Here is a 24336-nt window from a genome sequence, read left to right as displayed (position 1 = left end):
TTAAGCGTCTTTAACAGTTATTTCTTCAACTCCAGTTTCAATTAGCAACTGTTTTACAGATTCTACATCTTCAGTTACAAATTCCATCATGAATTTATCATCAGTAGTTCTTGGATCTGGGTTCTGAGCTGGAGCTCCTGGATACATTTTGTTTCTAACTAGGAAAGTTAAAGACATCATGTGAGCCGCACAGAATACCATTAATTCGAACATTGGAACTACGAATGCCGGCATATTGTGTCCCCAGTCAAATGCTGGTTTACCACCGATATTCTGAGGCCAGTCATGGTTCATCACATACCAAGTTAAAGTAGCACCAATAGTAACACCATAACAAGCATAGATGAAAGCTGCATCAGAAATTCTAGTTTTCTTTAATCCTAAAGCTTTATCTAGTCCGTGAACCGGAAACGGAGTATATACTTCGTTTATAGCGATTCCTTTATCGTTGAATGCTTTAACGCCGTTCATTAAATCGTCGTCATCAGCATAAAGTCCGTATACAATTTTAGTGGTGCTCATCTCCTTCTTTTGCTTTATAAGTTTCACCTGAGATTTTCAAAATCGATTTTAATTCAGCCTGTGCAATTACAGGGAATGTTCTTGCATATAATAAGAATAATACAGAGAAGAATCCGATTGTTCCTAAGTATACACCCACATCAATGATCGTTGGCTTAAACATTGTCCATGATCCTGGTAAGTAGTCTCTAGAAAGGTTGATAACGATGATATCAAAACGCTCAAACCACATACCGATGTTGATGATCAAAGCAACGATGAATGTCCAGATAATGTTCGTTCTCGCTTTTTTGAACCAGAAAGAAGCAGGAACCACAAGGTTACAGATGATCAATGACCAGAATGCCCACCAGTAAGGTCCTACAGCAGCACCTGGAGAAAGATATGTGAAATCTTCAAATCTAGATCCTGAGTACCATCCGATGAAATATTCAGTTGCATAAGCTACTGTTACCATACCACCTGTAAGAACGATTACGATGTTCATAATTTCGATATGGTACATTGTAATATATTCTTCTAAGTGACAAACTTTTCTAGCAACCAACAATAGTGTCTGTACCATTGCAAATCCTGAGAAGATCGCACCAGCAACGAAGTAAGGAGGGTAGATCGTAGAGTGCCATCCTTTAATTACTGAAGTCGCGAAGTCAAAAGATACGGTGGTGTGTACTGAGAATACAAGTGGAGTTGCTAAACCCGCAAGAACCAAAGAAAGTTCTTCGAATCTTTGCCAGTGTTTTGCTTTACCACCCCAACCGAATGCAAGGAAAGTATAAATCTTCTTAGTCCAAGGAGTTTTAGCTCTATCTCTGATCATTGCAAAGTCAGGGATTAGTCCCATGAACCAGAATACAGTTGATACTGAGAAATACGTAGAGATCGCAAATACGTCCCAAAGTAGAGGAGAGTTGAAGTTCCCCCAAAGAGAACCGAATTGGTTTGGTAATGGGAATACCCAGTATCCAACCCAAACTCTACCCATGTGAATTACAGGGAAGATTGCCGCCTGTACAACCGCAAAGATCGTCATCGCCTCTGCAGATCTGTTTACAGACATTCTCCATCTCTGTCTAAATAATAATAATACTGCTGAGATTAGGGTTCCGGCGTGACCGATACCTACCCACCATACGAAGTTGGTAATATCCCAACCCCAGTTAATAGTTCTGTTAAGCCCCCATGACCCAATACCTGTTCCGATAGTATAAGCGATACATCCGAATCCATAGATGAATAGAACTAAGGCTGCATATAATGAGATCCACCATAATTTACCTGCTCTTTCTTCGATAGGTCGTGCAATATCTTCTGTGATATCGTGATAAGTTTTGTGACCAATAATTAGAGGTTCCCTTATCGGAGCTTCGTAATGTCCTGACATTTTTTACCTATTTATTATTTAAACTTTATTTTTCTACTCTGTTTCTTACTTTAGTGTGATAGAACACGTTTGGTTTTGTTCCGATCTCCTCAAGTAAATAATATCTTCTGTTAGAGGCATATACCTTTCTAATTGAAGAATCTTTATCATTCATGTCTCCAAATGTCATTGCACCAGTAGAACAAGCTTTAGAACAAGCTGTCTGGAATTCTCCATCCTTCACTCTTCTTCCTTCTTTCTTAGCCTCAAGAATTGTATTCTGAGTCATTTGGATACACATTGAACATTTCTCCATTACCCCTCTAGTTCTTACAACTACATCTGGGTTAAGTACCATTCTTCCTAAATCGTTGTTCATGTTGTAATCGAACTTATCATTTAGGTTATAAGTAAACCAGTTAAAACGTCTTACTTTGTACGGACAGTTGTTTGCACAATATCTTGTACCGATACATCTGTTGTAAGCCATATGGTTTTGACCTTGCTTACCGTGTGAAGTAGCCGCTACCGGACATACAGTTTCACATGGAGCATGGTTACAGTGCTGACACATTACTGGTTGGAAGATTACATCTGGATTATCAGCCGGGTGGTTTAATGCACCTCCTTCTTTGTTGAATGCAGTACCATATAATTCTGGTACAGCCATTCCTTCTTTTAATCCTTCATATACTTCTACAGTTTGTCTTGAAGAATAGTAACGGTCAATTCTTAACCAGTACATATCTCTAGACATTCTTACCTCTTCTTTACCTACTACAGGAACGTTGTTCTCAGCCTGACAAGCAATGATACATGCTCCACAACCTGTACAAGAGTTCAAGTCAATAGATAAGTTGAAGTGAGGACCGTCAGTGTCATCAAATGCATCCCAAAGGTCGATTTTTCTTGCTGGAAGAGCTCCACTGATGGTGTGGTATTCCAAAGGCTTGTTCCATCCTTTGTGCTCGTCATCAAATGGTACGTTGATGAATTCAGCTAAAGGAACTTCTTTAGCGATTTCGTAACGACCCATTAATGTATTTTGAAGCTGGATACCTGCGAATTCGTGATCTTCTCCTGTTTTCTCGATTTTAACACCAGAAAGAACAAGGTTAGAACCATCGAATAAAGGATAAGCATTTACCCCTGTATCAGCAGTTGCTCCTGAGTTTTTCTTACCATATCCAAGCGCAAGACCTACTGATCCTTCTGCTTGACCTGGCTGTACGAATACAGGAACGTCTTTTATTGTAACTCCATTTACAGTAAGGTTTACGATAGAACCATCTAGCTGCATTCTTGCGTTAAGATCGTTATCTATAGCAAATTTTTCTGCATCTTTTGGAGAAATTGTCAAGTAGTTATCCCAAGACATTCTGGTGATTGGGTCAGGTAACTCTTGTAACCAAGGGTTGTTTGCCTGAGTACCATCTCCCATTGAAGTCTTAGTGTATAATACTAATTCTAAATCAGAAGCTTTGAAGTTTCCTAATTCAGCAACAGCCTGAGCAGCGTTTCCACCTGCGTAAGATAATGTTGTTGAGTTAGTAGAAGGGTTAATACCGTTATATAATGCTTTGTTGAAAGAAGTACCACCTAAAAGAGAAGCAGAGCTTGCCTTTAAATAATCGTAGTAGTTGTTTGCCGCATTGTTCTTACCATTCTTCCAAACCAATAGAGATTCTTCAATCTGTCTTGATTTGTAGATCTTCTGGATTGTAGGCTGCATTAATGAATATACTCCGGTCTGTGGTTCGATATCTCCCCAAGACTCTAACCAGTTAGCTACTGGAATAACAGCCTTAGCTGCTTTGTACATTTCATTTTTCTTATCAGCAACAGCAATTACGTAAGGAACTTTAGATAAAGACTTTTTGAAGTCTTCTCCTTTTGGATGAGCATAGATAGGATCTACGTTGTTAGTAACTAATACTCCAACTTGTCCACCGTTTATCCATCCTAGGAATTCCTGGTATCTTGCACCGTTGAATTCTTTCAGGAAGTTCGCTTTACCTGTGAAAGCTACTGATCCTAATTTTTGGTTGATTAAGTGTGCTAAAACCTGTGCTCCTTTAGAACCGTCAGCGAAAACAACAGCTTTGCTGCCTTTTGCTTTCAATTCGTTAGCAATTTCAGTAGCAGTCTTATCAGAAGTACCACCACCTACGATTGCGTTGTAAACTTCAACTAAAGTTTTGTTTACAGCACTTGGCTTTAATCTATATCTTGAGTCAGCGTTAGCACCAGTTAAAGACATGTTAGATTCCACTTGGATGTGTCTCAACATGTTTGCTCCTGGTTTTCTAGCCGCAGCATAAGAAGTCTCTAAGCTTGAAGCGTTATAATCTCCTAAGAAATCAGCCTGGAAAGAAACTACCAATTCAGAACCGTTAAGGTCATAAACAGGTAATGCTCTTTGTCCGAAAACTTCCTGAGCAGCATCTAGTCCTGCAGCATACGGATATGCATCGAAAGTTACTAATTCAGCTGTAGGGTATTTAGTTTTGAATTCAGCGAATAACTTTTTGAACGTTGGTGAAGCAAAAGAGTGTGATAAAACCACAATCTTTTTGCCTGACGCTTTAGCTTCTTCCAAACCTTTGATCACAAAACTGTCTACTTTATCGAAAGTTTCATCTTTACCATCTAGTTTAGGCTGCTTTACTTTATCATTATCATAAAGAGAAAGTACACTTGCCTGAGCTCTTGCATTAGTTTTACCTAAATCACCACCAGCTGGGTTGGGTTCAATTTTGATTGGTCTACCTTCTCTAGTTTTTACTAAAACACTAGCAAAGTCGAACCCATCAAAATATGTTGAAGCGTAATAGTTAGGGATTCCCGGAATAATATCATGCGGCTTTACCACGTAAGGAATCGTTTTGATTACTGGAGCTTCGCAGGCAGCCAAAGTTACTGCTGCTGTAGAGAATCCTAGTAATTTAAGGAAGTCTCTTCTTGAAGTACTTGATCCGTTTTGTTCAGCATCTCCAAGGAAATCTTCTACCGGAATTTCTTCCTGAAACTCTTTCTGAGCCAGCTTATTATTTAAAGCTGGATCTTTAAGTTCATGAATACTTCTGAATTGTATTTTGTTTGAAGCCATTTATACTTCTAATTTTTTAGTTATTAATAATGACATTTACCACACTCAAGACCTCCAATTGCATCTACAGTGATTTTACCTCCATCTTGTGGATATTGTTTTTTCAACTTGTCGTGTAGATTCTTGAAGTACTCTTTATTATAACCGTTGTTCATATCAACCTCAGTCGTTCTGTGGCACTCGATACACCATCCCATAGTAAAGTCGTTAGCCATTTGAACAACATTCATTGTGTCAATCTTACCATGACAAGCCTTACATACAACATCGATTTTGTTGTTAGGGTTCTTCTTATTGAAAGAATTGATGATCGCTTGTTCACCAGCAATTACGTGCTGAGAGTGGTTGAAGTAAACGAAATCTGGCATGTTGTGGATTCTTGTCCATTCAACCGGCTGCGTTTTTCCTGTGTATTGTTGTTTAACAGGATCCCAACCTGTTGCAGCGTAGATCTTCTGGATTTCTCCGTCATAGAATGCCTTATCTTTTCCAGGCTCCATGTAGTGATCTGCGTTGTATTCAGAAATTGTTCTGTGACAGTTCATACAAACGTTCATAGAAGGAATCTCAGATACTTTTCCGTATTTAGCACTAGAGTGACATAATTGACAGTCAATTTTTTGCTCTCCAGCGTGGATTTTGTGAGAGAAGTAGATAGGCTGCTCAGGTTTGTAACCTTTGTAAACCCCGATCCACATTAACCAGTTCCAAACTCCGTAAGCTGCAAGAATAGCAAGAATAGCTAATAATGCCTTACCAACGTAGTGGAACTTCTCGTACATTTCACTGAACGAACGAACTCTTGTTTCGTTAAGCCCTGTTAATTCTTCAGATTGGCCTAGTTTTACTAATTGTCTTAGTTTAACTAAAATCCAAACTAATAGACCTGCAATGGCTAAAAGTGAAATAACAACAATGTTTGTTGTGCTGTTGTCTGCAGGTGCAGCAGTTGTTCCTGTTGCTGCAGTTGCTTTGTCATCCTTTGGAGGCTCAGGAGCCGGTGGATTAGTTGTGAACGCTAAAATATCATCAATATCCTTCTCCGTAAGATTAGGAAACTGCAACATTTCAGTTTTATTATACTTTTCAAAAATCTCATTGGCGTATTTATCCCCTGAAGCTCTTAAAGCTTTGTTATCTTTGATCCACTTGTGAAGCCAATCTCTGTCTACACCGCCTTCTGTCTTTACACGTTCTACAACCCCCTTTAATGGTGGTCCTATTACTTGTTTGTCCAGCGCGTGACATGCAGTACAATTCGCTTTGAAAAGTTTCTCTCCGTTTTTAGGATCGCCGTCTTGCCCGTAAAATGAAGCACTGGTTGATAGCAATAAGCCTATTGCGATCAACGTTTTTTTATAATGCTTTCTCCAACTAATCATTTAAATTATCTTATGTTAGTAAATTATTGAAACATATCAATTCCGCAAAAATAATATTTTTAACAGAAATTTAACGGCATATAGAAAGGGGAAAATATCATTTACGTTTAATTTGTATTGATTCTAAATAACTCGTTTGGTATAGTTTTTTAATTTGTATAAATTTGCGGAAACAAGTTTAAATGAGAAATTTGATCAAAATATTTTCGATATTATCGTTGTTTGGTTTTTATAGTATTGAAGCCCAGCAGGTTGTTAAAAAAGATACGCTTTCAGGAACAGAGCTTGTCATCACTATGGATTCCAAAATAAATGCTGCTTTGGAAGGAGTTGAAGATAAATGTTCAAAGGTTGTTACTAATAATCCATCTAAAGATTATGGTAATAATGACTCTGGTATTTCATCAGGTATCACTACAAAACCTCCAAAAATCTATGTGCCGAATAGGGAATTAACTAATGCAGAAATCTGTAGAAAAAATCCTAGAATTTTAGGCTACAAAATTCAGATTACAACAGTAAAAAGTAATGAAGAAGCTAATGAAGTGAAGTCTTATTTCAGAAAAAGATTTCCTAACCTGAAAGTGGAAACAGATGCTTCTTTAAGACCTAATTATAAAATTTTAGCTGGAAGTTATTTCACTAAGCAAAGTGCTGCGGGTGACCTTTCTAGAATAAGAGAGTATTTCAAATCTGCAGTAGCTGTACAATACAGAATCTTCTGTTCAGAAGCAAAGTAATATTGAATATTTCAAAATATATAAGCCGGGAATTATCCCGGCTTTTTTTTATTGATAATAGGTTTCTAGGAACCAAAAGAATTCTGACATCCTGTAAAGATTGTTTATAAATAAATAAACCAACAGGAAACAGAATATTAATGTTAAGAAGGCTATGGCTCTTGGAGAGGATTTGTAGGCATAGAAAAGCCACCCAATAAGCAACGGGTACACAAAAACAAAATGTCCGCCATAGATGTATGAGGTATGAAGCCCAAATCTCATGATGCAATGGATGATGATATCAAAGAAAAATGAAATCATGATAACTTGAACCCATTTGTTTTTAAAATTCTTTATATAACTCCAACTTATCAGTATTAATAACAGTACGATAAAAATATAGGGGATTGCAGATGAATAGAGGTCCATGTAAAGGCCTTTAAAATCGAATCCTTTCATATTGTGTTTGTCTGAGATAATGAAGCCCGGGAACAGAATATTGCCGCCAAAAAAGAAAGATAAAATCATATCCCAAGTTGGCATAGACTCTACATTAGAAAACTTTTCATATTGTTGGTTGGTCTTTGAAAATATATTCTGATATTTAAAATCAATTCTATAAAGATAAAGCAGTGCGTAAATAATGATGGCTATTATTGCTCTTGTAATAGCGCTGCCTATTTTTTTCCAGTTTTTAAAGAGTCCTTTTTCGAAAAGTACCGGAATAAAAACTTTTGCAATGTTGGTGATAGTAAGTCCTCCAATGGTAATGCTTGCTAGAGATAACGCGGCTGCGGGTATTTTCTCTTCTTTTCTGAGTTTTATTGCTGCGTAATAGTTATACAATGAAAGTAAAAATAATGTGTAAGTAAAATTCTCAGGGGTGAAGGATAGGATAATGTTGGTAGAAAATATTCCGAAAAATAAAGTGATCAAAAGACTGTAGAGTAATGGAAGTCTGATGATATTCTTAAGATATTTAAAAATCTGAACAACATTCAAGGTAATAATGATATTGCTGAGCCAGGCAAGGGATAGTCTAAAAGTCATATCCATTTTTCCTCCTGATATAAATAAACAAAATTCTCTGACCCAGTTAAAAAAATAGTAGGATAGAGGATGTCTTTCAAAGCTTCCTCCGGTCATCAGTATTGATTTGTTGTCAAAACTGAAGTAAGCATCCCAAGGAATTCTACTGTCAAAGATAATTCTGTAATGAATGGCAATATAAGAGCCAAGAATTCCGTAGCAGGTAATGAAGAACATGAAAACTCCCAGTTCTGTATAAGAGGAAGGAAAAACCAGCCTCAAAAAATTAATAAATTTTGTCTTGATTAATGACACGTGTCGTATTTTTTGCAAAAGTAAAATAAAAAACCACCAGAATTGGTGGTTTTAGGAAGATTGTATACACGTTGTGATTATTGTTTGATAATACTTCTTGTAGAAGAAGATCCATCTGTAAATATTACTTTCAATAAGTAAGCTCCTTTTGGAAGCGAAGAAACGTCAGCTTTTTCATTGTTGTTTTGTAATAATGACTTTCCTGTCATATCAAATATTGTTGAAGATTTGATATTCTTATCTGTTTTAATATTTATTTCTCCTTTTGTTGGGTTTGGATAGATCTCTAATGATGTTTTTTTAGATGACACTTCATGAGTTCCTAATGTTCCGTTTGTAAGAACCTGTACGTCGTCTATGGAAACAGCGTCAGCATCTGTTGCTGTATACCGGAATCTTATCTGAACATTAGTTTGTCCTATATAGGCAGTCAAATCTTTCTGAACTGATACAGTGTTGTATAAGTCTGTGTCCTCATCACCATCACCATCATCAATAAAGCCTGTTTCAGTATCTTCTGCCCATAATGTTGTCCATGTTGCACCTCCATTTGTGGATATTTGTGCAATCAGGTCTCCTAAGTTTTGATTGATCATATAGGACCAGCCTACTACTACTTTGAATTTTAATACAGGAGCTGTGGCACCTGCCAAGCTGAAAGCAGGGCTTGTAAGATTAGCTGTATTAGATGCAGAAGCATAGTCAATTGCTGCCGATGTAGTATTGCCAATAGAATAGGTAGCTATAGCATTGGCTCCACTCGAAGGGAATGTTGAAGCTGAATTAGATGGGCCCCAAGGGTTTGATGTCAGTGTAGCTGATCTTGTCCAGCCAGTTGGAGGAAATGTTCCGCCATTAAAATTCTCAGATAATACAGTTTGAGCGCTGCTGTAAAAACTTGCTAATAAAGCTAATGATAGTAGAATTCTTTTCATGTTAAAATATTTTTTCTAAAATTAGTGAAAATATTTAATGCAATGTAAATAATTCAATATTTATCCTTTTTTAATGTTGTTTTCATTAAGAACTACACGAAAGTGTAGAACATCCTGCAGTGTCATCATAGCCTGATGGTCTTTTAGTTGAAAATTCAGAAAATACTTCTTCATAAGGGTTTTCCAATGCTTTTATGAGTTTGTTGAACATTTCTGTTCTACCATTATTAATTTCCTCAATGCATTCATAGAGAAGATAATTTCTTAAAATGAACTTTGGATTGGACCTCGCCATCATTTGTAAAGATTCTTCTCTTGAAATGGTATTTAAACCTAACCTGACCTCATAACTTTCAATAAATTTTTTGAGTTTTCTCAATTTATCTTCATTTAGAAAGGAGTAGGAGATCTTGCTGAAGTACTCTTTTAAATCCATATCAGCGGTAAGTTTTTCCAATTGATTGAAAAATAAAGTATAATCCAGTTCCAGTTCTTGCATTAATCCCTGCCAATTGGTGAAAAACTCTTCATCATCTTTTCTCAATTCATCAAAACCAAACTTTCTGCAAAGCATTTTGTCATGAGCTTCCCAAAAATAATTACCATATCTGTTTAATGTATTTTCTAAAAACTTTTCATCCTTAATTAAAGGATGGAGGGCATTGGCTAGCTGCCAAAGATTCCATTGGGAAATTTGCCCCTGTTTTCCAAAGGCATATCTTCTTCCCGGAAGATCAGTAGTGTTGGGAGTGAAATTTAAATCGTATTCATCCATCATGGAATAAGGTCCATAATCAATTGTTAGTCCTAAAATAGACATGTTGTCTGTATTCATGACCCCATGTACAAATCCTACTCTGAACCATTCCACCATAAGATTGGCTGTGCGGGTACAAACGCTTTCAAAGAAGTCTTTATATTTTTGAGTGCCTGATGATATGATTTCCGGATAATAATTTTCAATAGTGAAATCCAAAAGTTCCTGCAAGGTTTTATATTCCTGTTGGGCAGACATCAGTTCAAAGTGGCCGAAACGAAGAAAACTTTCAGCGGTTCTGATCACTACAGCTCCTTTTTCCAACTGTGGATTTCCGTTATACATAATGTCACGAACAACATCTTCGCCAGTAAATGCAAGACTTAACGCTCTGGTTGTAGGAACGCCTAGGTGAAACATGGCTTCACTCATTAGATACTCTCTTACGGAAGATCTGAGTACAGCCCTTCCATCTGCATGTCTGGAATAAGGAGTTGCGCCGGCTCCTTTCCACTGGATTTCTGTTCTTTTTCCTGAACTGTTGGTAATCTCACCAGCAAGTATAGCTCTTCCGTCTCCAAGTTGACCTGCCCAATTTCCAAACTGATGACCTGCATAAGCGGTAGCATAGGTTTGAACATTATCTGGAAGGTGATTTCCTACTAAGAAACCAAGGTCTTTCTCTTCGAACTTACCTAGTCCGATTTCTTCTGATAAAGCTTCATTGAAGGCTATTAACTGAGGATTGTCAAAACCGGCAGGCTGAGTCGTTGAAAATAAAACCTTAGGTGTATTTCTCTGCATAGGATTATTAGAGCAGTCTCCTGGAAATTTCTTGATGAAAGGTTGGCTGATATGTTCAATATTCATACTTCAAAGGTATTAATTATAAAAGAAAAGACCTTCCAAATTATTGAAAGGTCTTATGTATTTCTAAAAGAGAATTTATTTATTAAAATCTACCTCATCATTTGAATGAAGGTTTTCATTAATGTTTTCTTCTTTCTTCTCTGTTGGTTTTTTAGGAGTTGGATCTGCAGCTCTTGGGTTCTTGATCTCATCAATGGTCTGGAGGCTTCCATCATCTCCATATCCGCCACTCAGTCCTTTAAGATTTGAGCAGCCGTCTTTCCAGTCTGAAGGTTTGGTGAACTTATCATCCGGAGTTACTCCTAATGTTTTGTCTGCCCATACTTTCTTCATGAAGATTGCCCATATTGGTAATGCCATTCTCGCACCTTGACCTTCACCAGTTCCAAAGAAGTGGGTTGCCCTGTCTTCCCATCCTACCCAGGCTCCTGTTGCCAGTTTTGGAGTGATTCCCATGAACCAACCATCGGAGTTATTCTGTGTAGTACCTGTTTTTGCAGCTATTTCAACTGCTTTTGAAATTCCTCGTCTTCCTAGTTCTCCTGAAGCAGTACCATACTGTGCAACACCTTTCATCAGTTCAATCATGGTGTAGGCATACATTGGGTTCATTACTTCCTTAGGTTCTACGTTAACTTCCTTAATTACTCTACCGTTGGCATCTTCAATTCTCCAGATCATTTCCGGTTTATTGTGGTTTCCATAGTTGGCAAAAGTACTGTAGGCACCTAGCATCTCATAGATTGTAATATCTGATGAACCTAGTGCAATGGTATTGTTTCTAGGGATGTCTTCTGTTACACCAAGATCTCTTGCAGTCTGGATAACGGCATCTACACCTGTCATTTCGATAAGTCTTGCGGCAATCGGGTTCTGAGAGTGTGCTAAACCATCTTTCAAGGTAAGCATTCCACCTCTTCCCGGTACATGCCATCCATTGTGATCATACGTTCCGTTGGAAACTGTTGAGCAAGGAGTCATTCCCAGTTTCATAATTGCTGTTGCATATACGAAAGGTTTGAAGGTAGATCCTACCTGTCTCTTCCCTTGCTTAATATGGTCATATTGGAAGTGCTGCCAATCAATACCTCCTACCCAGGCTTTGATCTCTCCGGTTCCAGGAACCATTGACATTAGACCTGCCTGTGCAATTTGCTTGTGGTATCTGATAGAGTCCCAAGGTGACATTTCAACCTCTTCTTCTCCGGCCCATGTGAACCTCGAAGTTTTGATTGGTTTTTTGAATTCCATCATGATGGAATCATCAGGCATGCCGTCTGCTTTTAACAACTTATATCGGCCGGTTCTTTTCATGGCCTGAAGCATTACATCATTAATCTGCTTATCAGTAAGGTAATAGAAAGGTCTGTTCTTTCTTCCTCTCTGTTCTGCGTCAAACCTTTTCTGAAGATCTGTTAAGTGCTCTTTGATAGCTTCCTCGGCATACTTTTGCATTTTAGAATCAAGAGTCACATAAATTTTTAATCCGTCTTTATAAAGGTTAAGTTTTTTACCGGTTTCTTTTTCGTGAGTCTCAAGATATTTGTCAATCTCTTTTCTCAGGTAGAATTTATAATAAGCAGAATAACCGTCAGTGATACTCTTAATTGGGTGGAAATCTACCTCTACAGGAGTGTTGATTGCTTTTTCATACGTAGCAGCATCAATATATCCTGTTTTTTGCATCTGATCCAATACAACATTTCTTCTTTCCTTTGCTCTTTCAGGATATCTGTAAGGGTTGTTTTTTCTTGGGTTTTCAAGCATGGCCACAAAAGTAGCAGCTTCCGGAAGAGTAAGCTCAGAGGTCTTTTTGTTGAAATAAACTCTGGATGCCATTTCGACACCATTTGCATTGAATAAGAAATCAAATTTATTGAAATAAAGAGTGATGATCTCTTCTTTTGTATATCTTTTCTCAAGACTTACGGCCACCACCCATTCTTTCAGTTTCTGGAATGCTCTTTCAACTTTATTCTGAGAGGCATTTCCTGTAAAAAGAAGTTTTGCTAACTGCTGGGTAATGGTAGAACCACCACCACGTCCTCCACCATAAGCAACAGCTCTGGCAATAGAGTATAAATCAATTCCTGAATGTTCTTTAAAACGCTCATCCTCTTTTGCCTGAAGGGCATAGATAAGGTAAGGAGGAAGATCCTTATATACGATAGGCTGAGTTTTTTCTTTTTCGAATTTACCCAGTGTTACTCCGTCTGAAGATATGATTTCAGAAGCAACGAAGATATCAGGATTTTCAAGTTCCTTTACATCCGGCATCTCTCCAAGGAATCCTTGGGAAACCGCAAAGAAAAGTCCTGAAATTCCTAAAACTACCGCAATGAGCCCAATCCAAATAAAGGAGACCCATTTTTTCCAAGAGGTGTTCTTTTTTTTAGGAGGCAGAGGAAATGTTTTCCCCTTATTTCCTGCATTTTTGTTATTTACTTCCATTGATGGTTACGGTTTAGCCGTTTCTATTTTTATCCCAATATCCTCAATTCCAGGAAGGTTATTGTTTCTCATTGCCTGGGTTAGGCCGATTTCATATTTTCCTTTCGCTGGAAACCTGTAATTTAATTTATACTGAAACAATGTTTCCTTTGTGTCACCAAAGCCTGTACCAAGCCATTCTCCGTTCGGTTTTGCCAGAACATAATTCAGGGTATCAGTTTCCTTTTTCTTGTTCTGGAGGTTGGTGAAATTCACAATAAACCTTATATTACTGTAAGGATAATTGTTGTTATTTCTTACGACAAATATAATATTTTTAGGATTCTGCGGATCTGCAATTTCAAGATTAAATTTTTGCTCACTTTTCTTATTCCACTTATTGTCAACGGAATTCATCATAACATCTTCTCCTGAAGAAGAGTTACAGCTAAAGAAAAGGATAAAGGTGAATAATCCTAAAATTTTACGCATTTTTATCTTTTTTTGGAGGATATTTCTTTTTAAATTTTTTCTTATTTGGGTTGCTTTGTTGAGCCTTGTCTGTATCAGAATTAGCCTCAGCTTTTACTTTTTCCACAGGAGCTTTTTGTTGTTGCTGTTGTGGTTTTGGTTGTCTGGGCTGGTTTCCTGAATTAGCATTCGGGTTTTCAGATTTCTCAGGTCTGTTAGGTCTTTCAGGTCTGTTTTTCTTTTGTCCCTGAGCTTGTCCCTGTCCTTGATTTTGATTATTGTTCGGCTTGTTCTGATTGTTTCTGTTTCTGTTGTTTCTGTTTTTCTTCTCAAAGCGGTCTACATTATTTTCCTGAATCAGGTCAATGCTTTGGGATGATGTTTCAGGCTGTTTCAGATCTTCTAAAGGAAGTATCTTCTCTCCTCTTTTGTTCTTTGAAATCAGTTTTTTAACAAGATCAATATCAAAATCATACCATGCGATAGAATTGTCTACATAAGCAAACCACATTTTCTTCTTGAAAACGTCTATTTTAATACAGAATGCCTTTCCTTTTTCTGTTTCCAGTGTAGTGGAAGAAGAAGGGAAGTTGCTTAGTGCATCCAAATAGCTGTCAAGCTCATAGTTAAGACAGCATTTAAGCTTACCGCACTGTCCTGCAAGTTTCTGAGGGTTAATACTTAGCTGCTGATATCTTGCTACGTTTGTGTTTACAGATCTGAAGTCTGTTAACCATGTAGAACAGCAAAGTTCACGTCCACAAGATCCGATTCCGCCTACTTTTGCAGCTTCCTGTCTAAACCCGATTTGTTTCATGTCAATCTTGGTTCTGAAAGCGCCGGCATAATCTTTAATCAACTGTCTGAAGTCAATACGGTTATCAGCAGTGTAATAAAATGTGATTTTTGAAGCATCTCCCTGATATTCAACATCAGTTACCTTCATTTCAAGACCTAATCTTTGAGCAATTTTTCTTGCTTCAAGTTTTACGCCATCTTCCTTTTTTCTCGCTTCCTGCCATACCTCAAGATCCTTTTGGTTGGCCTGTCTGTATATTTTAAGTGCTGATTCTTCAGAAAACTTTTTCTTTTTCATCTGAATCTTTACTAATTCTCCCGTAAGGCTTACTACGCCTACATCGTGTCCCGGACTAGATTCTACTGTAATTACGCTACCTATATGTAAAGGGATATTATTTACATTCTTATAAAACGATTTTCTGTCATTTTTAAACCTAACTTCTACAAAATCACACCTGTTTGGTGCTGGATTGTTGATGTTAGAAAGCCAGTCAAAAACACTTAATTTATAACTATTCCCGCAGGTATTTACATTTTCACAGCCATTTGCGGTTTTTTTAGGACCACAAGAATGTGCAGAATCGCCGGATGTTTTGCATCCACAACTCATATTACTATTATTTATAATCTTGCAAATTTATGTATTTTTATCTTTATGCAATTCTAAAATACTCAAATAACCTGAATTCCGGGTAAAAGATTCCTATATTTTAATTGGCAAGAGTGTTTGGAGCTGTAAAAAAGAGAGCTTCGGATGGTTGAGAGAAACGTTTTAAACAATTTTTAAACTTAAAATTTTAGATTAAGGCCGACAGAGAATTTTAACATTTCTTTCGGACTTGTCTTCATATTCAACTTTGAAAAGGCAATATTTCTCTTTTGTTAAACACTTGTTTGATATTAAACAGAAATAAACATGTTTGTTCTGATTATCTCTAATTGGTTGTGAACTATTGTTTTGGGGCTTATTATGTCTAGAATGCTATTTTAAACATAGTTTTCTTTTTGTATATTGTTTAAAATGTTGGCAAATATTAACAGACGTATTCAAAATAATTTTATATTTGGGTTATATAATAATAGTCTATGAAAAAAATATTAGTATCAACTGCTTTATTGGCGGGCGTTTTATCTTACGCAGGAGGCTTCAGAGTTTCTCTGCAAGGGGTAAAGCAATTGGCCATGGCGCATACTAGTGCTCATGCCGAAGATGCAAGTGTGACATTCTTCAACCCGGCAGGTATGTCATTTATTCCTTCCAAGCTGAGTGTAGTAGCGGGAGGATTTGGTGCAAGTAATAAAGTTACATTTCAAAACTTAAATACTTTGCAGAGTACAGAAACGGATAACCCGCTTGGGACCCCGATCTATGCAGCGATTACTTACAAACCAATAGAAAACCTATCTGTAGGTTTCAGTTTCTCTACACCTTTCGGAAGTACAATTAAATGGCCGGATAATTGGGAAGGCAAAGAAATGGTACAGAAATTAGAACTGAAGAGTTATTATTTCCAACCGATGGTTTCTGTGAAGCTGGCTCCTTGGTTGGCTTTTGGAGCGAGTTATATCTACGCAAGAGGAAAAGTGGATTGGGATAAAGCTGTGACACAATTTAACGGGCAGGTAAATATCAATGACGATAAAGCTAGTGGACACGGATATGGGTTCGGTTTCTACTTCAGACCCGATCCAAAATTGGATGTAAGTATCGCTTACCGTTCAGCAATTGATATGAAAGCTAAAAATGGGACTGCTACCTTCAAGTTCCCAACTCAGACTCCTTATTCCTTATTAAAATTAAATGCTGCTGGCCAGGACGCATTTACAGCAACGCTTCCGTTGGTTGAAGAATATACTATTGGTTTAACTTATAAAGTAACACCAAAATGGCAGGTCTCTGCTGACTTCAACTATCATGGATGGGAAAGATATAGTAAGTTAGTATTGGATTTTGCGAATGCACCTATCGGAAATCAAGCAGATCCTACTGTTCTTGTGAGTCCTAAGAACTTCAAAAACTCTAAAACATTCAGATTGGGTACTCAGTATGCGTTCACCAATATGATCTATGGACGTTTAGGAGCTTATTATGATGAATCTCCTTATACTAACGAAAACTTTATTCCGGAAACTCCTTCTTTTGATACTTATGTGATTACAGGTGGGGTAGGATTTAAACTGAAACAGTTTGGAGTTGACATTGCAGGAGGATATGCAATGCCTCAATATAGAAATGTAAACAATGCTAATCTTGGATTCTACGGACAAGCGAAAGCAAGAGCGTTCTATTTTGGTCTAGGTTTATCTTATAATCCTTTTTAATTTAAAAGACTATGAAAAAAATTATAATATCGACAATAGCAGTTTCTGCGCTTCTTTTTACTGTAACAAGCTGTAAAACTGATTTTGATACCGATGTGAAAGATATACAAGTGTCAAAAGGAAGTGCTGATTTCTCAAAATATGTTGCTTTAGGGAATTCACTGACTTCCGGATATAGAGATGGGGCGCTTTATATAGATGGACAAAACGAATCTTATCCATCTATGATTGCTCAGCAAATGAAACTTGTAGGAGGAGGAGAGTTTAAGCAGCCTTTGATGGGAGATAATAACGGGGGATTACTTCTACCTCTAGGAGGAAGTGCTACACTTCAGATTCAGGATACAAAGCTGTATATAAAAGGTTTTGTTGATGGAGCTCCTGATATTGGTCCGGTTAATGATAATAAGGCAGCTAATTTAGTAACCAATTTTGTGAAGGGGCCCTTCAATAATATGGGAGTTCCGGGAGCAAAGGTTGCTCATTTATTAGCCCCAAAATATGGTGATGTTGCGGGAATAGCAACAAAAACGGCAAACCCTTATTTTGTGAGGTTTGCTTCGTCACCTAACGCATCTGTAATTGAGGACTTCGTAAGTCAAAATCCTACATTTTTCTCATTGTGGATTGGAAATAATGATGCCTTATTATATGCTTTGGCTGGGGCTGATAGTTCAGTGGAGACTTTAACACCTCCTGCTCAGTTTAAACAATATTACGATTTGTTGATTTCTAAAATTGAAGCAACAAAAGCGAAAGGGGTTATTGCTAATATTCCAAGTGTAACATCTATCCCTTCTTTGACAACGATACCGACAAATCCTTTGACGGCTGCTGTTTTAGGTAAAGGAAATGTTGCTGCTGGAGAAGCTGCCATCGATGATTTAAATAAAAACGTATATGGCCCATTAAGCCAAATTCTAACAGCATTAGGTGCTGGAGACAGAATTAAACCGCTTTCTAAAACTGCTGCTAATCCATTGCTGATTAAGGATGAAAGTATCGCAGACTTAGGTGCAAAGATTACTTTTGCAGCCGCAAATTCTGGAAATCCAACTTTAGTGATGCTTGCTCCTTATCTTGGAGCTACTTATGGGCAGGCAAGACAAGCGAAATCAGGAGATCTTGTTCCTCTAACAACTAAGGCTGCTATTGGTTCAACAGAGACTCTTCCTCCGGGAATTCCAGCATCACTTGGAGCTAGAGGGGTTGCTTATCCGTTTGCTGATAAATATATTTTGATCCCATCTGAGATTAAAGAAATCAATGATGCTATTGATGCTTATAACGTAACTATTAAGGCTGCGGCTACTGCAAAAGGATATGCTTTTGTGGATGCGAATGCTAAACTTAAACAGTTAGCTGGAGATTCTGGTATTTCATGGGATGGAGTAAAATATACCGCTAAATTTGTATCCGGAGGTGCATTTTCATTGGATGGAGTGCATTTAACGGGTAGAGGATATGCTGTTATTGCTAATGAATTTATTAATGTCATTAATGCAACTTATAAATCATCATTACCACTTGTAAACCCTAATAATTACTCAGGAGTTACAATACCATAATTATTGATTAAATAAAAACTTAGAAACCACAGGAGTAAATCTTGTGGTTTTTTTTTAAATTTGCAAAATCTTTTAAAAAGTAAAAATGGCCGATCAGTTAAGTTATCTATTTTGTACAAGAACCAGCAGGGACTTGGCAGAGAAAATTGCCCAGAGTTATGGGAAAGAATTAGGAAAAATCAACTTTCAGGAGTTCAGCGACGGGGAATTTGAACCTGTTTTGGACGAATCTGTAAGAGGAGGAAGAGTTTTCCTAATCGGATCTACATTCCCTCCTGCAGACAATCTTTTAGAACTTCTTCTAATGATTGACGCAGCGAAAAGAGCTTCTGCAAAGAGCATTACCGTTGTAATTCCTTACTTCGGACTTGCCAGACAGGACAGAAAAGACAAACCAAGAGCGCCGATCGGTGCTAAGTTAGTTGCCAACCTTCTTACAGCAGCAGGAGCAACAAGAATAATGACAATGGATCTTCACGCAGATCAGATTCAAGGTTTCTTCGAAATTCCGGTAGATCACCTTTATGCTTCTACGATCTTCGTTGATTACATTAAATCTTTAAATCTTGACAACCTTACCATTGCTTCTCCGGATATGGGAGGTGCAAAAAGAGCGAAAAACTATGCAGGTCACTTAGGGGCAGAAGTAGTAATTGCTTATAAGGAAAGAAAGAAAGCAAACGTTGTAGAAGAAATGTTCCTTATTGGAGATGTTACAGGTAAGAATGTAATTCTTATTGATGATATGATCGATACTGCAGGAACTCTTTGTAAAGCAGCAGACATCCTGATTGAGAAAGGAGCAAAAACAGTAAGAGCTATGGCAACTCACGGAGTACTGTCTGGAAAGGCTTACGAGAATATTGAAAACTCAAAAATCTTGGAAGTTATTGTAACTGACTCAATTCCTGTTAAAAATAATTTGTCATCTAAAATAAAAGTGCTATCTTGCGCCCCATTATTTGCGGACGTTATGACCATGGTTCATGAGCACAAATCAATCAGTAGCAAGTTTGTTATTTAATTGATTTTTAATAGTTTGCAAATTAAAATAAGAACAAATTTTTAAATTTTTTATAAATGAAATCTATTACAATTCAAGGTACAAAAAGAGAAAGCGTGGGCAAAAAGTCTACAAAAGCTTTACGTGATGCTGAATTAGTTCCTTGTGTTGTTTATGGAGGTGAAGCGCCTTTAAACTTCTCTGCTGAAGAGAAAGCTTTCAAAGGATTAGTATACACTCCTGAAGCACACACGGTATCTATTGAAGTTGACGGAAAAACAATTCCAGCAGTTCTTCAAGATATTCAGTTCCACCCAATTACTGACAAAATCCTTCACATTGACTTCTATCAGTTATCTGAAGATAAGCCAGTTGTTATGGAGGTTCCAGTAAGAATTACAGGACGTTCTAAAGGTGTTGTTGCTGGTGGTGTTTTACGTCAGTCTTTCAGAAAGCTAAAAGTAAAAGCGATCCCTGCTAACCTACCTGACGAAGTCGTTGTAGATGTTACTCCATTAAGAATCGGTAACAAACTTTACATCGGTGGTATCAAAACTGAAGGATATTCTTTCATGCACCCAGACAATGCAGTAGTAGTTGCTGTTAAGATGTCTAGAAATGCAATGAAAGGAGGTGCAGCAGCAATGGATGATGAAGATGAAGAAGAAGTTGCAACTGAAGAAGGAGCAGCTCCAGCAGAAGAAACTGCAGCAGAATAAGAATTGCTTATTTAAACCATATAGAACCCGTCATTTTTTGACGGGTTTTTTATTTGGAATAAAAAAGAGAATATGTAATTTTATTTTCATTTCATCAGCTTTGTGGGCTATTGCTCATTGAATATTTCTATCAGCTGACAAGTATCATCCCATATCATCATACCTCCTTTCGAAAAAAAAGCCGTAAATTTGAAGAGTTCTAAATAAGGACGCCTTAATTTAAAAAATAAATAAATGTTTGACATTCAGGAAATAAGAAGCCAGTTTTCTATATTGAACAGAGAAGTGAATGGTAAGCCTTTGGTTTACCTGGATAATGCTGCTACATCTCAAAAGCCAAATTCGGTTTTAGAAGTCTGTCACGCATATTATACGGAACTTAATGCAAATGTTCACAGAGGAATTCATACATTAAGTCAATTAGCAACAGAAGAAATGGAGCTTTCCAGAAGAAAGATTCAGAAATTCATTAATGCTGAGCATGATTTTGAAGTTATCTTTACCAAAGGTACAACTGAAGGGTTGAATCTTGTCTCTTATATTTTAACACAGAAATTACAAAAAGATGATGAGATTATTATTTCTTATCTGGAGCATCACTCGAATATTGTGCCTTGGCAACTGCTTTGTGAAAGAACAGGAGCAAAACTTCGTGTCATTCCTATTGACGAAAATGGTATTCTTCAATTAGACTATCTTGATCAGTTCCTTAGTGAAAAAACAAAAGTAGTTTCTGTAAATCAGGTTTCTAATGCCTTGGGGATTGTAAACCCTATTGAAGAGATCATTGCTAAAACAAGAAAAAATTCAGGCGCATATATCGTTATCGATGGAGCGCAGTCTGCTCCTCACTTCAATATTGATGTTCAGAAGTTAGATTGTGATTTCTTTGTATTTTCAGGACATAAGATGTATGCTCCAATGGGAACAGGAGTTCTATATGGAAAACGTGAAATATTAGAAGCTTTACCACCATTCCATGGAGGTGGAGAAATGATTGCAACATGTTCTTTTGATGGAACAACTTACGCAGGACTTCCATTTAAATATGAAGCAGGAACACCTAATGTAGGAGGAAATATTGCGCTAGGAGCTGCTGTTGATTTTATGAACAGAGTAGGGCATGAGAATAGCCAGAACCATGAAAATGCTTTATTGGAATATGCACAAAGACATCTTTTAGAAATTGAAGGACTTAAAGTATATGGTGAAAAAGCGAAGAGAACAGGTGTTGTTTCTTTTAATTTGGAAGGAGTAGGGATTTCTTCTGATGTAGGGATGATCCTGGATAAAATGGGTGTTGCTGTAAGAACGGGGCACCACTGTACTCAGCCTATTATGGAATTCTTTAATATTGCTGGAACCGTAAGAGCAAGTTTTGCTGTTTATAATACTTTTGAAGAAATTGACCTTTTGGTAGAAGGAGTGAAGAAAGCACAGCGAATGTTGTCTTAATAAAAATTAACCTCTGATTGTTCAGAGGTTTTTTTATATTTTATTTCCAGAATTCCCACCATTTTTTATCTCGGTAATTATTATTTTGAATGTTTTCAGGAGTATCATTGTCTCCATAAGTTAATGAGTATTCTTTTACATTCATTAATTTTTTGATTCTCTTGGCATGTGGGCTATGATTTAATATTTCATCAGTCAGCATACAGAAAAGGACTTTTTGATTTTGAGAAAAGCGTTGATAATTTCTTTCGATAAAATTCAGAATCTTTAGCTGATGTTCGCCATGTTCTTTCGCTATTTTAATATAGATAACCAAAGCTTGCTCCTTTTTACCGCCGTGCTGAGCAAATAGGGCGTTTTCAATATGTTGAAAATTTTCTTTTTTGCTTTTTCCATACATTTGAGGGATTGTGATATCTGAGAAAAATTCGCTGTATTCTTTTGAATGAGCGGCATAAATTCTTTCGTACAGTAAGATATCAGTGATCTCATCTATATTATCGCATTCCAAAGCAATTTCTTTAAGCTTCTTAAATGATTCAATAAAAAGACCTATATCTCCATTTTTCTTGTATTCAATGACTTGGTCTACGCATATAGAGATTTTGTCATATAGCTCAACATTGATTTCCTGTTTTTTCTCTTCACTGGTTTGATTCACAAAGTTCATGAAATCCTCAAATCCGGTTTTTTTTTCGTTTTCCATAGGTTATTTTTGATATAAAAGCCTCATAAGTTTAAAACTTATGAGGCTTATTGTTTAGAATGTTATATTCATTTTGTATTAAAATTCAGAATTTGGTTTCCAGTCAACAACCGCTCTGATGAATGCTTCAGCATTCTCAACAGGAACATTTGGTAAAATACCATGTCCAAGATTAGCAATATATCTGTCTTTTCCGAAACGGTTAATCATTTCAGTCACCATTTTCTTGATGGTCTCAGGGGTTGAGTGTAATCTTGCAGGATCAAAGTTTCCTTGTAAGGTCATGGTGTGGTTCGTCAAAGTTCTTGCGAATTCTGGCTTAATCGTCCAGTCAACACCAAGAGCAGAAGCTTTAGACATGGTCATGTCTTCCAATGCAAACCAGCATCCTTTTCCAAAAACCACCACATGCGTAAGAGGGCTTAATGCTTCAACAATCTGGTTGATGTACTGCCAAGAGAACTCCTGATAATCAGTTGGAGAAAGCATTCCACCCCAAGAGTCAAAAATTTGTACCGCAGAAACACCCTTTTCCACTTTTCTCTTTAAATAAGCAATCGTAGTATCTGTGATCTTTTGAAGTAATAAATGAGCTGCTTCAGGTTGTTGGAAGCAGAAAGATTTCGCAATATCAAAAGCCTTACTCCCTTTTCCTTCTACACAGTAGCAAAGAATAGTCCATGGAGATCCGGCAAAACCTATCAGTGGAATATCATTATCTAATTTCTGAAGTGTTAATTCAATAGCATCAAAAACGTATCCTAAAGTATCATTCACATCCGGAGTTTCGATATTCTGAACCTGTTCCATAGTTCTGATTGGTGTATCTAACCAAGGACCAACGGATTCTTTCATTTTGAAATCGATTCCCATTGCCTGTGGAACTACCAAAATATCAGAAAACAGGATCGCTGCGTCTAAAGGAAATCTGCGGATAGGCTGCATAGTAATCTCAGCAGCTAGTTCAGGTGTCTGACATCTTGTGAAGAAATCATATTGATCTCTTAAGGCAATGAATTCCGGCAGATATCTTCCAGCCTGCCTCATCATCCAGACAGGAGGTCTTTCAACGGTTTCTCCGCGAAGTGCTTTTAAATATAGGTCGTTTTTTATCATAATCTATTTAACTAGTGTTACCATCTAAATAGGTAACAGATATTCTAAAGTTTACTCGTAATTTCCTGTCTAATCAGCTCAAATATAGAGTTTAGAGTGTTCTCTTCAGACGTGAAAATGTTTTCGCGAGTGTAATTTCTCAATTCCCCAGACGTGGTTTCTCCAATAGAAAACAGCTTCATCTCCTTCAGGGAATTTTGCTTTGCAAAACTACGAACTCCGCTTGGACTAAAAAATACTGCGGCATGATATTTTTCAGGAATTAAAGGATAGATTTCCTCGGTGTTGTAGATCGTAATCTTTTTATACTTAATATTTTGAAGAGGAAGCTCCTTGTCAAGAACATTAATGGCAAGATTGCCACAGAAATGAAGAAACTGTTCATGCTGGCAGTTTCCGATAATGAATCTTGAAAGCGCATCTGCATTCCTTAATACTTTAAATGTTCCAAAGCCGTGTTTTCTTAATGCTTTCTTGGTTTTCTCTCCAACACAGTATATCTTGTTGTAATTTTTAGCCGTGAAATTTTCATTAGGCTTAAATCTGTTTTTAAAAAATGAAGCCACACCATTCACGCTGGTAAAGATCAGGGAATAGTTTTTCAGATCAAATGGACTGATCAGAATAGGCTTGGTCCTAATTACCTCAACACAATCAACCAAAATATCCTCTCCTAATTCTTTGGATATTGTTGCTTGGTCTATATTTTTGGTAAATAAGATTTTCATGTCTGTTGGATTA

At 37.0% G+C, this 24336-nt stretch carries 19 protein-coding genes; 6 read left to right on the top strand and 13 right to left on the bottom strand.

Annotation, left to right across the window (positions count from 1 at the left end; all coding sequences use genetic code 11):
* From AC3HD6_RS06830 to AC3HD6_RS06815, 4 genes are read right to left on the bottom strand one after another with little or no spacing between them, the layout of a single operon-like run.
* Nucleotides 1-522 (bottom strand): DUF3341 domain-containing protein, encoded by a 522-nt coding sequence (locus AC3HD6_RS06830; protein ID WP_027371993.1) that lies wholly within the window; start codon nucleotides 520-522, stop codon nucleotides 1-3.
* Complete coding sequence (gene nrfD / locus AC3HD6_RS06825) at nucleotides 509-1906, bottom strand: NrfD/PsrC family molybdoenzyme membrane anchor subunit (protein WP_045491788.1); 1398 nt, start codon at nucleotides 1904-1906, stop codon at nucleotides 509-511. The genes AC3HD6_RS06830 and nrfD overlap by 14 nt, the downstream gene beginning before the upstream one ends.
* Before the next feature lie 25 nt (nucleotides 1907-1931).
* Entirely contained in the window at nucleotides 1932-4994 is a 3063-nt protein-coding gene (locus AC3HD6_RS06820; RefSeq protein WP_488895666.1) for a TAT-variant-translocated molybdopterin oxidoreductase, read from the bottom strand.
* A gap of 23 nt (nucleotides 4995-5017) precedes the next feature.
* Nucleotides 5018-6376, bottom strand: a complete 1359-nt coding sequence (locus tag AC3HD6_RS06815) for a c-type cytochrome (protein WP_488895665.1) — start codon at nucleotides 6374-6376, stop codon at nucleotides 5018-5020.
* A gap of 182 nt (nucleotides 6377-6558) precedes the next feature.
* Here AC3HD6_RS06815 and AC3HD6_RS06810 point away from each other — a divergent pair, with 182 nt between their 5' ends.
* Nucleotides 6559-7116 (top strand): SPOR domain-containing protein, encoded by a 558-nt coding sequence (locus tag AC3HD6_RS06810; RefSeq protein WP_488895664.1) that lies wholly within the window; start codon nucleotides 6559-6561, stop codon nucleotides 7114-7116.
* A gap of 48 nt (nucleotides 7117-7164) precedes the next feature.
* Here the strand turns inward: AC3HD6_RS06810 and AC3HD6_RS06805 are convergent, their stop codons facing one another.
* From AC3HD6_RS06805 to AC3HD6_RS06780, 6 genes are all read right to left on the bottom strand, one after another.
* Nucleotides 7165-8442, bottom strand: a complete 1278-nt coding sequence (locus AC3HD6_RS06805; protein ID WP_488895663.1) for a DUF6080 domain-containing protein — start codon at nucleotides 8440-8442, stop codon at nucleotides 7165-7167.
* A gap of 77 nt (nucleotides 8443-8519) precedes the next feature.
* Nucleotides 8520-9377: a T9SS type A sorting domain-containing protein gene (locus tag AC3HD6_RS06800; protein ID WP_488895662.1), complete on the bottom strand. Its 858-nt coding sequence runs from the start codon at nucleotides 9375-9377 to the stop codon at nucleotides 8520-8522.
* An 85-nt stretch (nucleotides 9378-9462) separates the two neighbouring features.
* Entirely contained in the window at nucleotides 9463-11004 is a 1542-nt protein-coding gene (locus AC3HD6_RS06795) for a protein adenylyltransferase SelO (RefSeq protein WP_488895661.1), read from the bottom strand.
* A gap of 75 nt (nucleotides 11005-11079) precedes the next feature.
* A complete protein-coding gene (locus AC3HD6_RS06790) occupies nucleotides 11080-13455 on the bottom strand; it encodes a transglycosylase domain-containing protein (RefSeq protein WP_488895660.1) in 2376 nt (791 codons plus the stop codon).
* 6 nt (nucleotides 13456-13461) lie between these two features.
* Nucleotides 13462-13926, bottom strand: a complete 465-nt coding sequence (locus AC3HD6_RS06785; protein WP_488895659.1) for a gliding motility lipoprotein GldH — start codon at nucleotides 13924-13926, stop codon at nucleotides 13462-13464.
* On the bottom strand, nucleotides 13919-15316 hold the full coding sequence (locus AC3HD6_RS06780) for a PSP1 domain-containing protein (protein ID WP_488895658.1): 1398 nt from the start codon (nucleotides 15314-15316) through the stop codon (nucleotides 13919-13921). Before AC3HD6_RS06780 ends, AC3HD6_RS06785 begins: the two co-directional genes overlap by 8 nt.
* A gap of 476 nt (nucleotides 15317-15792) precedes the next feature.
* Between AC3HD6_RS06780 and AC3HD6_RS06775 the strand changes: the two genes are divergently transcribed.
* From AC3HD6_RS06775 to AC3HD6_RS06755, 5 genes are all read left to right on the top strand, one after another.
* Nucleotides 15793-17028 (top strand): OmpP1/FadL family transporter, encoded by a 1236-nt coding sequence (locus AC3HD6_RS06775; protein ID WP_488895657.1) that lies wholly within the window; start codon nucleotides 15793-15795, stop codon nucleotides 17026-17028.
* A gap of 11 nt (nucleotides 17029-17039) precedes the next feature.
* A complete protein-coding gene (locus AC3HD6_RS06770; protein ID WP_488895656.1) occupies nucleotides 17040-18596 on the top strand; it encodes a G-D-S-L family lipolytic protein in 1557 nt (518 codons plus the stop codon).
* An 85-nt stretch (nucleotides 18597-18681) separates the two neighbouring features.
* Nucleotides 18682-19620, top strand: a complete 939-nt coding sequence (locus AC3HD6_RS06765; RefSeq protein ID WP_066694282.1) for a ribose-phosphate pyrophosphokinase — start codon at nucleotides 18682-18684, stop codon at nucleotides 19618-19620.
* 56 nt (nucleotides 19621-19676) lie between these two features.
* Nucleotides 19677-20318 (top strand): 50S ribosomal protein L25/general stress protein Ctc, encoded by a 642-nt coding sequence (locus AC3HD6_RS06760; protein WP_488895655.1) that lies wholly within the window; start codon nucleotides 19677-19679, stop codon nucleotides 20316-20318.
* A gap of 234 nt (nucleotides 20319-20552) precedes the next feature.
* Nucleotides 20553-21773 (top strand): aminotransferase class V-fold PLP-dependent enzyme, encoded by a 1221-nt coding sequence (locus AC3HD6_RS06755; protein ID WP_488895654.1) that lies wholly within the window; start codon nucleotides 20553-20555, stop codon nucleotides 21771-21773.
* 40 nt (nucleotides 21774-21813) lie between these two features.
* On the opposite strand, the gene AC3HD6_RS06750 is transcribed toward AC3HD6_RS06755, so the two are convergent.
* The 3 genes from AC3HD6_RS06750 to AC3HD6_RS06740 all read right to left on the bottom strand — a co-directional run bounded on the left by AC3HD6_RS06750 (nucleotide 21814) and on the right by AC3HD6_RS06740 (nucleotide 24323).
* On the bottom strand, nucleotides 21814-22479 hold the full coding sequence (locus AC3HD6_RS06750; protein ID WP_488895653.1) for a hypothetical protein: 666 nt from the start codon (nucleotides 22477-22479) through the stop codon (nucleotides 21814-21816).
* 78 nt (nucleotides 22480-22557) lie between these two features.
* Complete coding sequence (hemE, locus tag AC3HD6_RS06745; protein WP_488895652.1) at nucleotides 22558-23595, bottom strand: uroporphyrinogen decarboxylase; 1038 nt, start codon at nucleotides 23593-23595, stop codon at nucleotides 22558-22560.
* 44 nt (nucleotides 23596-23639) lie between these two features.
* Entirely contained in the window at nucleotides 23640-24323 is a 684-nt protein-coding gene (locus AC3HD6_RS06740; RefSeq protein WP_488895651.1) for a uroporphyrinogen-III synthase, read from the bottom strand.
* Between the last annotated feature and the right edge of the window lie 13 nt (nucleotides 24324-24336).

It is taken from the genome of Chryseobacterium sp. II3a (assembly GCF_057815135.1).
Note: the sequence above shows the minus strand (reverse complement) of the source record. Positions and strands in the feature narration are given on the sequence as shown.

Bases quoted from the DNA above. Each gene is read 5' to 3' on its own strand.
- AC3HD6_RS06830 (WP_027371993.1), bottom strand. From the start codon at position 522: ATGAGCACCACTAAAATTGTATACGGACTTTATGCTGATGACGACGAT.
- nrfD (WP_045491788.1), bottom strand. From the start codon at position 1,906: ATGTCAGGACATTACGAAGCTCCGATAAGGGAACCTCTAATTATTGGT.
- AC3HD6_RS06820 (WP_488895666.1), bottom strand. From the start codon at position 4,994: ATGGCTTCAAACAAAATACAATTCAGAAGTATTCATGAACTTAAAGAT.
- AC3HD6_RS06815 (WP_488895665.1), bottom strand. From the start codon at position 6,376: ATGATTAGTTGGAGAAAGCATTATAAAAAAACGTTGATCGCAATAGGC.
- AC3HD6_RS06810 (WP_488895664.1), top strand. From the start codon at position 6,559: ATGAGAAATTTGATCAAAATATTTTCGATATTATCGTTGTTTGGTTTT.
- AC3HD6_RS06800 (WP_488895662.1), bottom strand. From the start codon at position 9,377: ATGAAAAGAATTCTACTATCATTAGCTTTATTAGCAAGTTTTTACAGC.
- AC3HD6_RS06795 (WP_488895661.1), bottom strand. From the start codon at position 11,004: ATGAATATTGAACATATCAGCCAACCTTTCATCAAGAAATTTCCAGGA.
- AC3HD6_RS06790 (WP_488895660.1), bottom strand. From the start codon at position 13,455: ATGGAAGTAAATAACAAAAATGCAGGAAATAAGGGGAAAACATTTCCT.
- AC3HD6_RS06785 (WP_488895659.1), bottom strand. From the start codon at position 13,926: ATGCGTAAAATTTTAGGATTATTCACCTTTATCCTTTTCTTTAGCTGT.
- AC3HD6_RS06780 (WP_488895658.1), bottom strand. From the start codon at position 15,316: ATGAGTTGTGGATGCAAAACATCCGGCGATTCTGCACATTCTTGTGGT.
- AC3HD6_RS06775 (WP_488895657.1), top strand. From the start codon at position 15,793: ATGAAAAAAATATTAGTATCAACTGCTTTATTGGCGGGCGTTTTATCT.
- AC3HD6_RS06770 (WP_488895656.1), top strand. From the start codon at position 17,040: ATGAAAAAAATTATAATATCGACAATAGCAGTTTCTGCGCTTCTTTTT.
- AC3HD6_RS06765 (WP_066694282.1), top strand. From the start codon at position 18,682: ATGGCCGATCAGTTAAGTTATCTATTTTGTACAAGAACCAGCAGGGAC.
- AC3HD6_RS06760 (WP_488895655.1), top strand. From the start codon at position 19,677: ATGAAATCTATTACAATTCAAGGTACAAAAAGAGAAAGCGTGGGCAAA.
- AC3HD6_RS06755 (WP_488895654.1), top strand. From the start codon at position 20,553: ATGTTTGACATTCAGGAAATAAGAAGCCAGTTTTCTATATTGAACAGA.
- AC3HD6_RS06750 (WP_488895653.1), bottom strand. From the start codon at position 22,479: ATGGAAAACGAAAAAAAAACCGGATTTGAGGATTTCATGAACTTTGTG.
- hemE (WP_488895652.1), bottom strand. From the start codon at position 23,595: ATGATAAAAAACGACCTATATTTAAAAGCACTTCGCGGAGAAACCGTT.
- AC3HD6_RS06740 (WP_488895651.1), bottom strand. From the start codon at position 24,323: ATGAAAATCTTATTTACCAAAAATATAGACCAAGCAACAATATCCAAA.